9 protein-coding genes and 1 pseudogene are annotated in these 8,728 nt (G+C 67.9%); all 10 read left to right on the top strand.

What is annotated here, in order from left to right:
• A pseudogene (locus AB4Y99_RS23885) lies at window positions 1–972 on the top strand (hypothetical protein); the annotation flags it as partial.
• Between the two features lie 7 nt (window positions 973–979).
• Window positions 980–3,499: a phage portal protein family protein gene (locus AB4Y99_RS23880; RefSeq protein WP_441525070.1), complete on the top strand. Its 2,520-nt coding sequence runs from the start codon at window positions 980–982 to the stop codon at window positions 3,497–3,499.
• 155 nt (window positions 3,500–3,654) lie between these two features.
• Window positions 3,655–4,662, top strand: coding sequence for a phage protease (locus AB4Y99_RS23875; RefSeq protein ID WP_441525069.1), 1,008 nt, complete (start codon window positions 3,655–3,657; stop codon window positions 4,660–4,662).
• Window positions 4,659–5,063 carry a hypothetical protein gene (locus AB4Y99_RS23870; RefSeq protein WP_441525068.1) on the top strand — a complete coding sequence of 135 codons (405 nt, stop codon included), beginning with the start codon at window positions 4,659–4,661 and terminating at the stop codon, window positions 5,061–5,063. Before AB4Y99_RS23875 ends, AB4Y99_RS23870 begins: the two co-directional genes overlap by 4 nt.
• A 34-nt stretch (window positions 5,064–5,097) precedes the next feature.
• On the top strand, window positions 5,098–6,033 hold the full coding sequence (locus tag AB4Y99_RS23865; RefSeq protein WP_441525067.1) for a capsid protein: 936 nt from the start codon (window positions 5,098–5,100) through the stop codon (window positions 6,031–6,033).
• 73 nt (window positions 6,034–6,106) lie between these two features.
• A complete protein-coding gene (locus AB4Y99_RS23860; protein ID WP_441525066.1) occupies window positions 6,107–6,541 on the top strand; it encodes a hypothetical protein in 435 nt (144 codons plus the stop codon).
• Window positions 6,542–6,707: 166 nt separating this feature from the next.
• Entirely contained in the window at window positions 6,708–7,142 is a 435-nt protein-coding gene (locus tag AB4Y99_RS23855) for a phage protein Gp36 family protein (RefSeq protein ID WP_441525065.1), read from the top strand.
• Entirely contained in the window at window positions 7,139–7,621 is a 483-nt protein-coding gene (locus AB4Y99_RS23850) for a phage virion morphogenesis protein (protein ID WP_441525064.1), read from the top strand. The genes AB4Y99_RS23855 and AB4Y99_RS23850 overlap by 4 nt, the downstream gene beginning before the upstream one ends.
• Window positions 7,618–8,217, top strand: a complete 600-nt coding sequence (locus AB4Y99_RS23845) for a hypothetical protein (RefSeq protein WP_441525063.1) — start codon at window positions 7,618–7,620, stop codon at window positions 8,215–8,217. The genes AB4Y99_RS23850 and AB4Y99_RS23845 overlap by 4 nt, the downstream gene beginning before the upstream one ends.
• The coding region (locus AB4Y99_RS23840) for a hypothetical protein (RefSeq protein WP_441525062.1) at window positions 8,214–8,728 on the top strand (515 nt) is incomplete at its 3' end. The genes AB4Y99_RS23845 and AB4Y99_RS23840, both read left to right, overlap by 4 nt.

Below are 8,728 nucleotides of genomic sequence, written 5' to 3'. Positions count from 1 at the left end.
GCCCTGAAGGACGGGCTGTTCGAGCGGATCTGCATGGTCAACGCCCACAAGCATGGCGAGTGGACGGCCGAGAAGGAGGCCGACTGGCGGGAGGATCTGATCGGCAAATACGGCGATGGCGCCGACGAGGAGCTCTATTGCATTCCGGCGCAGGGCTCCGGCGCCTGGCTGACCACCGCCTTGATCGAGGCGCGCATGGTCAAGCCGCCGGCGGGTCAGGAGCGCGTGCTGCGCCTATCGCTGCCGCCCGAGTTCGTGTTTCGGCCGGAGGTCTTCCGCAACGCCGAGATTCGCGCCTGGATCGACGACCTGCTGATGCCGGTCATGGAGCAGACCATCGACCCGGCGCTGATGAGCGCCTTCGGCCACGACGTCGCCCGCCATCGCGACGCTTCGGTGATGGTGCCGATCCAGATCGGCCGCACGCTCCGACGCATCGTGCCCTTCGTCGTCGAGCTGCATCGCGTGCCGTTCGTTCACCAGGAGCAGATCCGCAACGCCATGGTCCAGCGGCTGCCGCGCCTGATCGGCGGCTGCACGGATGCCACCGGCCTCGGCGCCCAGATGGCGGAGAGCGCCATGCTCAAATTCGGCACGTCCTTCGTCGAGGTGAAGCTTTCGACCGAGTGGTATCGGACCGAGATGCCGCCGCTGAAGGATGCCTTCGAGCAGGACAACATCACGTTGCCGGCGGATGCCGACCATGTGGGCGACCTGCGCTTGGTCAAGATCATCCGCGGCGTCGCCCAGATCCCGAACCTGCGCACCACCTCGGCGACGACCGGTGAGAAGCGGCACGGCGACTTCGCGGTCGGTCTGGCGCTCGCCTATTCAGCGACCCGGATGACGACCGAGTCCTATGGCTACGAAAGCGCCCGCGCGAGCCAGGCCGAGGAGATGGGTAGCGGCCTCGTGCCGGTTACGGAGGCTTTCGACGGGATGATGCCGGATCGCGGCGACGGGCTCTGGTGAGGTCACAATGGCGAAATTCCAGCTCCTCGATCAATTCGGCGTCCCGGTCAGCTCCAGCGTGCTTACGCAGGAGCGCGCCGTGCCGACCGTCACCGGCATCGAGCATCCCTTCGACGAGGCGATCGCGCCCGGCCTCAATCCCGGCCGCCTAGCGCGCACGCTGCGCGATGCCGGCCGCGGCGAGATGCACGACTTCCTGACGCTCGCGGAGGAGATCGAGGAGCGCGAGCCGCACTATCGCTATGTGCTGGAGACCCGCCGCAACGCGGTCACGTCGCTTGCGGTCCAAGTCTCGCCGGCGTCCGAAGCTAAGCGCGATGTCGAGATTGCCGACTTCCTGCGCAACGAGGTCGTGGAAACTCCGGCCTTCCAAACCCTGCCGGATTTCCTCGTCGACGGGCTTTCTAAGGGCTATTCCGTCGTCGAGGTTGTCTGGGAGGTCGGCTCGGCCTGGATCCCGAAGCGCTTCATCTGGCGCGATCCCCGCTTGTTCCAATGGGATCAGCGCACCCGCACGAAGCTCCATCTGCGCGTCCAGGGCGTCGCGGATGGCGTGCCGCTGGAGCCGCTGAAGTACCTCGTCCACGTCCCGTTGCTCAAGATGGGCCTTCCGGCGCGCAACGGCCTGGCGCGGGTCGGCGCCTGGTCGTTCATGCTGAAGAGCTTCAGCATGCGCGACTGGGCGCAGTTCCTCGAAATCTACGGCATGCCGATGCGGCTCGGAAAATACGGGCCGGGCTCCTCGCTCGACGATCGCAAGATCCTGCTGGCGGCCGTGCGGATGCTCGGCCGGGACGCGGCGGCGATCGTGCCGAAGGACATGGAGATGGAGTTCCTGGAGGCGAAAGGCTTCAGCGACAAGCCATTCGAGTCCAATGTCCGTTTCCTGGACGAGCAGGTTTCGAAGCTCGTCATCGGCAAGCCCGGCGACGGGACCGGCGCCAGCAAGGCTGGCGAGGAGGTGCTGGACAAGGTTCGCCTCGACATCAAGAAGTCGGACGCCCGCGATCTTTCGCTCACCCTTATGGAGCAGATGATCCGCGCGACCGTGGACGCGAACTTCGGGCCTCAGAAGCGCCTATGGGGAATTCCAGCGCGCCCTGGAGCGGCTTGGCGCCGATCTCCCGGTCGGCGCTCTGGCGGAGCAGCTCGCCGCCCTGAACATGATCGGACGGGGGCGCGGCGATGCCGGTCTCGACTGACAGCCAGACCCGCCGCCAGACGGCCACAGGGCTTTCAATTTCAGTTTCAAAAGAATCTCCGGCCCGTCGGAGCGGCTGGGGGCTCCCGGCCGTCCTGGGCCATTTGTGGGGCTCGCCCTTCAATGGCGGTTGAAGACCTCTTTCGAACGGCGCCGAAGGAAGTCGTCGACTATTTCGACCGGCGGTCCTCGCGGCCTTCGTTTCGCTGGGACGAGGTTGCACCGCGCGAGCACGCCTTGTCGTTCACGGTGGCACGGACCGCCGGCTTCGATGTGCTCGACGACCTGCAGAAGGCGACGCGCAAAGCCGTCGTCGATCGCATCCCCTTCAGCCAGTTCCGCGACGAGCTCGCGCCGCTGCTGAAGGCGAAGGGCTGGTGGGGCGAAAAGCGCGTCATCGATCCGCGCACCGGCGAGATTGCCAAGGTTCAGCTTGGCTCGCTGCGCCGCCTCGACCTGATCTACGACGCGAATATCCGCTCGGCCGAGGCGGCAGGCGACTGGACCCGCATCCAGCGCGTCAAGGACGTGCTCCCCTACCTCGAATATCTGACGTCGACCTCGGAGCGGAAGCGGCCGCTGCATCTGTCATGGGTCGGCACCACGCTGTTGGCGAGCGACAGCTGGTGGTCGACGCACTATCCGCCGAACGGCTGGCGCTGCAAATGCCGGGTGCGGTCGCGGGCCATGYCGCGCGAGGGCGCGCAGCTTACGCGGCCGCCGCTCAATCTCCGGCCCTGGACGAACGGCACGACCGGCGAGAGCCGACTGGTTCCGGCCGGCATCGACCCCGGCTGGGACAACAACCCGGGCAAGGTTCGCGAACAGCTCGCGAGCCGGCGCCTGGTCGACCGGCTCGACGCCATGGGGAGCGAAGCCAGGCGGGAGACCGTGCGCCGGCTGCGCGCGGATCCCGTCTTCACCTATGTCTCGGAGAACGGCGCCCGGTTCGACTATCAGCGCAGGCTCGATCCGGAGCAGGCCGGCGCCGGCCGGTTGCGCTGGCCGGCTGCGGTGGTCAGTCCGGGCCTTGCCAGCCAGCTGGGCACGCCGAACCGCGTCGCGACGCTCTCGGTCGCCGACGCGGCCAAGATCCAGGCGCAGCATCCCGAGGTCTCGGCTAGCTTCTGGCCGCGGCTGCAGGACATTCTCGACGAGCCTGACGCCGTCGACAGCAAGGGAGGCAAGCTCGGGCTCTGGAAGCGGATCGATGGCATCGCCTGGCGCGTCATCCTGAAGGCCAGCGCGGAGGGCGAGATCTTCGTCAACAGCGTCTATCGCGGCCGGGAGGCGGCGCTGAAGAGGAAGCTGGAAGGGGAGAAGTAGCGGTCGGGAGGTCGGCACCCCTCCTCGGCACAGGGCCGGGTATCCATGGCTCGACCGCGCGCCGAATATAGGTCATCATCGACGTGATGCCAATGCCCGGCCCCTGACGCCCGTCAGGGGCCTTTGCGTTTGTAACCGCCGCCATGGTGCGGCTCATGAACAAACGCCTCTCCCTCTGCAACTCGCTGCCCGCCGGCCTCGTGGCCGGTGGCGTCGCGTTCGCGGTCGAGCTGGCCAGCGCGCAGGACGGGACGCGCAAGCCGCCGGAGTGGGTTCAGCTCACGCCCCGCGGCCAGGTCACGGCGCGGGATGGCCGGGTCTTCAACTTCGACCCTGAGAAGCTCGTCGCGGCCCATGCTGCCGGCGGCATCGATCTGCCTTTCGACTTCGACCACGAAACCGAGATGGCGATGATCACCGGCACGAAGCCCGCCCGAGGCTGGATCGTCGAGTTGGCGGCTCGTCCGGAGGGTGTGTTCGGCCGGGTCGACTGGCTGGCCGATGCGGTTCAGGCGCTCGCCGCGCGCTCCTACCGCTACATCTCGCCAACCTTCTGGCTCGATGCCGATGGGATCACCGCCCGCCTGATGAAGGGCGCTGCCCTCGTCACTTCGCCGGCGCTCGGCATGCCGGCCGTCGCTTCCGCTTCAACCAAGGATCAATCCATGGATCTCAAGGATCTGCTGCCCATGCTCGGCTTGGCGCACGGCGCCAGCGTGGCCGAGGCTGCCGCCGCCATCACGGCGATGAAGACGCCCGATCCCGACAAGTTCGTGGCGAAGGCCCAGCACGACGCCACTGTCGCTGCTCTCTCCGCTGCCCAGGCCGAGATCCAGCAGGGCAAGGATGCGGCGCAGCTCGCGCTCTGCACAACCCTCGTTGACGATGCGGTCAAGGCCGGCAAGGTCGCGCCCGCCGCCAAGGATCATTTCCTGGCGTTGGCGAAGGCCAACTACGACGGGACCAAGGCGGCGATCGACGCCATGCCGGTGCTGATCAAGCCCGGCGAGAAGCAGACCGACCAGGTCGACCAGACCGGCGACAATTCCGACCCGGTCAAGCTCGCTGCCCGCGCTCGCCAGTACATGGACGAGCAGGCGGCCAAGGGCGTCATCGTCAGCGCCGCCGATGCGGTCGCTCATCTTCAGGGAGCCTCCGCATGAACCGCAACGAGTTCGGGCCGGTCAAGAATTTCGTCTCGGCCGGCGCCATCAAGCCCCGCCGTGTCGTCGCCTTCGCGGCCACCGAAGGCCAAGTCGAGGTCGCGGCCTCGCCGACCGCCAAGACGCTGATCGGCGTCACCGGCGTGATCGGCACCGTCGCCGCCGGCGAGCGTGTCGACGTCTATTTCGGCGACATCCAGACGGTCGAGGCCGGCGGCGCCTTCGCCCAGGGCGCCATGCTCACGGTCGACGCCGAAGGCCGCGTCGTCGCCGCCGCCCCGGCCGCGACCGTCACCCAGCAGATCATCGGGACCGCCTTCGGCGTTTCCACCGCCCTCGGCGAGCTCGTTCCGGTCGCCATCACGCCCGGCGGCTCGCTCTCCAACGCCGCCAACTCCTGATCCGCTGTTCGCGGACACTTGAACCGAGGCATCCATGGCGAAACTCGACAACCAGCAGTTCCAGAGCGATCCGTCGCTGACCGCGATCGCGATCGCCTATCGCAATCCCGACGTGGTGATGATCGCCGACGACGTGCTGCCGCGCGTGCCCGTGGGCGGCCGCAGCTTCAAATGGACCGAGTATCCGGAGGCTGAGATGTTCTCGGTGCCGAATACGAAGGTCGGCAACCGCTCGGCGCCCAACCAGGTCGAGCTGCAGGGCGAGCAGAAGGATTCGGGTGTCGTCGATTTCGGTATCGACATCCCGCTCGACAACCCCACGATCGCCGAGGCCGAGAAGGCCGGCTACAATCCGCGCAACCGCGCGACGGAGCTCGCGACCAACATCGTGATGCTGGATCGCGAGATCCGCGTCGCCGCCACCATCACCGACGCCAGTGCCTATCATGCCGACCAGAAGATGGCCGCGACGGTTGCGGCCTTCTTCGACGACGCGGCTGATCCCTTCGAGTCGATCGACGCGATGCTCGATGCCTGCTGGATGCGCCCGAACCAGCTGACCTTCGGCCATGCCTCCTGGCGCGCCTTCCGCAAGCATCCCAAGGCGGTCCAGGCGGTGAAGGGCACGACCACGGCAGCCGGCCGCTTGACCCGGCAGGAGGTGGCGGACGCCTTCGAGATCAACCGAATCCTGGTCGGGTCCGGCCGCGTGAATGTCGCCCGGCCCGGGCTGGCGCCGACCATGGCGCGCACCTGGGGCCAGACGATCTCCGGCCAGTTCATCGACCGCACCGCGACTCCGGAGACCGGTGGCATGACCTTCGGCATGACGGCCGTCCATGGCTCGCGCGTCGCCGGCACCAAGCAGGTCGATATGGGCCTGCATGGCGGCCAGATGGTCCGTTCCGGCGAGAGCGTGCGCGAGCTCATCGTCGCCCGCCGCGCCGGCTTCCTGATCTCGCTCACCTGATCGCTCCGGCGATCGGCTGCCTTCACGTCCTGCCCCGGCGGAGCCGGGGCAGTGGTGAGGACAGGAGGTTTCCATGAAGCTCTATCGCACGATTTGGAACGTGCAGGATTCGATCGGCGCTTTCGTGAAGCCCGGCGGCGAAGCAACGCTYGATGCCGAGACCGCGACCGCTCTGGCAGGTCTCGGTGCGATCCACCGCGAGCCGATCGGCGACGCGCCGGCGGCGGTGTCCGAGGCTTTCACCGCATCGGCCGCCACGGTCCCGGTGGTTCCTGCCGCCGTCGCGTTCCCGAACGGTGAGGCGGCGCCGTCGCCCGGGGAGCAGCGCCTGGCTGCCATCCTCGCGCTCGTGCCGCAGCTTCAGGTCGGTGATTTCACGCAGGCCGGCCAGCTGCGGGCCGAGGCCCGCCGGCGGATTTCCGCCGAGCTCGGGTTCGAGCCGACCGATGACGAGATCCGCGCCGCCGGCGAGGTCTATGCCAAAGCCCAGGCCGAACAGACGGCCTGACGAAATACCCCGAGAGGGCGGTCTGGTACGGCTCGCAAGGCCCCCAGCACCCGATGGGAGCCCGGCCAGCGGATGGCGATCCGCCCCGGTGCAGGGACGATAGTCCGCCGCCCGCCAGAAAGCGGCCACCGTCGCCACGGTGGCCGCACCTTTCACAGGGCAGCCTATGGCCTACGCCACCCGCGCAGATATCGAGGCGATCTACGGCGTGCGTCACCTTGAGACGCTGGTGCCGTCCGACGTCGACATGGACACCGCCGTCGCGAACGCGATCGAGTCGGCCGGGGCGATGATCGACCCCTATCTGCGCAAGCGCTACGTCCTGCCGATCACGGTCGCGACGCCGGCGATCCTGAAGCAATGCGCGATCGATATCGCCTGCTGGCAGCTCGCGCCCGCGGCCGACCGCATGTCCGAGGAGATCGAGAAGCGCGCCAAGCTCCGGCTCGCCTTCCTGGTCGACGTCGCGAAGGGCAATGCCGAGATCGTCGAGCTGACGCCGGTGGCTGGTGGCGGCAGTGACGGCGCCGGCGCGACCTCCGGCGGCGGCGCCTTCTTCACGGCCGAGCCGCGGCGCTGGACCGGCGGGGCACTCGAATGAGCACGCTCGCCATCCATGTCCAGCTCTCCGGCTTCGAGACAGTCGAACAGGCACTCGCCCGCCTCGATCCATTCCAGGGCGAGCATCTGCTTGAGTCGCTGGCTCGCCTGATCCAGCAATCGGTGCGCGAACGCCTGATCGCCGGCGGCCCGGCGCCGGACGGCTCGGCCTGGGCGCCGAACCTCGAAGGTCGCCGCCCGATCCTGCATCGCTCCGGCGCGCTCGCCCGCTCGATCGACTATGCCGTGTCCGGCATGCAGGCCATCGTCGGATCGGGCCTGATCTATGCCGCGATCCATCAATTCGGTGGCATCATTCGCGCCAAGACCAGCGAGTTTCTGTCGTTCCGCATCGGGAACCGGCATGTGCTCGCCCGCCAGGTCACTATGCCTGCGCGCCCCTATATCGGCCTCTCCGGAGAGGACCGCGCCGAGCTCGTCCAGGCGGCAGCTGCGTATCTGCGGAGCCTGTTCCCATGAACCGGCTGGCCGAACTGCTCACCGCGATCGAGGGCGTCATGCGTGCCGCCGAGACTGCGCCCTCGCGCAAGCTGTTCGACGACGTGCGCATCGAGCTCGACCGCTACGATCTTGCCGACCTGCTCGCCGAGAGCACGAAGACACCGGCTTGCCGGGTCTGTTTCCTCGCCGGCAAGCCGGTGCCGCGGACGGACGGCGGCGACGATATGGACGTCTCGGTCGCGCTCGTCGTCGTGGCCGGCCCGTCCGGCCGCGCCAATCCCGGTTTCGCCTCGGCCGACATGGCGGCGCTCGACCTCATCACCGGCGTCGGACAGGTGCTCAAGGCCAATCCCTCGGTCGGGCTCGGCAGGATTCAGGACGTCCATGTCGGGCAGAGCCTGGTCGCAGTCTCGCAGGCCACCAGCAAGAAGAACCTTGCGATCGCGCTGGTCGAGGCGAAATGGCGGTTGCTCGAAGTTGTGGTCGCCCGGCCGAACGTGCAGCGCACGCTTGAAACGGGTTTGAACCCGTGGATTCCGGATGGCGTCTCGATCAACGGCAGCGACCCGCTACCGCGCCCGATCGGTATGCCCGAGTCGGAGGATTCACCGTGAACCTCCAGGAAGTCACCAAGCGCCTGGCGGCGCTGGAGCGGCGCGTCGCCACCATGATCCTGCCGGGCATCGCTCAGCGCAGCGAGGGCAGCAAGACGGTGGCGCGCTTCGACGACAAGGGCGTCGACGGCCAGCCCTTCGAGTCGCCGGCGCTCTCGCACATCGCGAGCTCGGGCAAGAAGGGCGGCGGCGTCTCCCGCTACAGCAAGATCGGCGACGGCGAGCCCGTCTATGTGATCTCGCCCGGCGGCGAGCTCGGCAAGCACTCGCGCATCATGCCAGCCGGGCCGGTCGATGATCATCCCGCGCCGGGCACGGCCGAGCAGGACGGCGAGATCATGGAGTTCGGTGACGCCAAGATCTCGGTGCGCCCGGACGGCACGATGATCCAGAAGGGCGAGCAGAGCGTGCTGTTGAAGAACGACGGCACCATGGCTCTCTCCTCGAAGGGTTCGATCACGGTCAGCGGCAAGGACATCACGCTCGATGGGCCGGTCTCGATGCCGAAGGG

This window comes from Allobosea sp. TAB14, from assembly GCF_052113865.1.
Classification (GTDB): domain Bacteria; phylum Pseudomonadota; class Alphaproteobacteria; order Rhizobiales; family Beijerinckiaceae; genus Allobosea; species Allobosea spartocytisi.
Note: the sequence above shows the minus strand (reverse complement) of the source record. Positions and strands in the feature narration are given on the sequence as shown.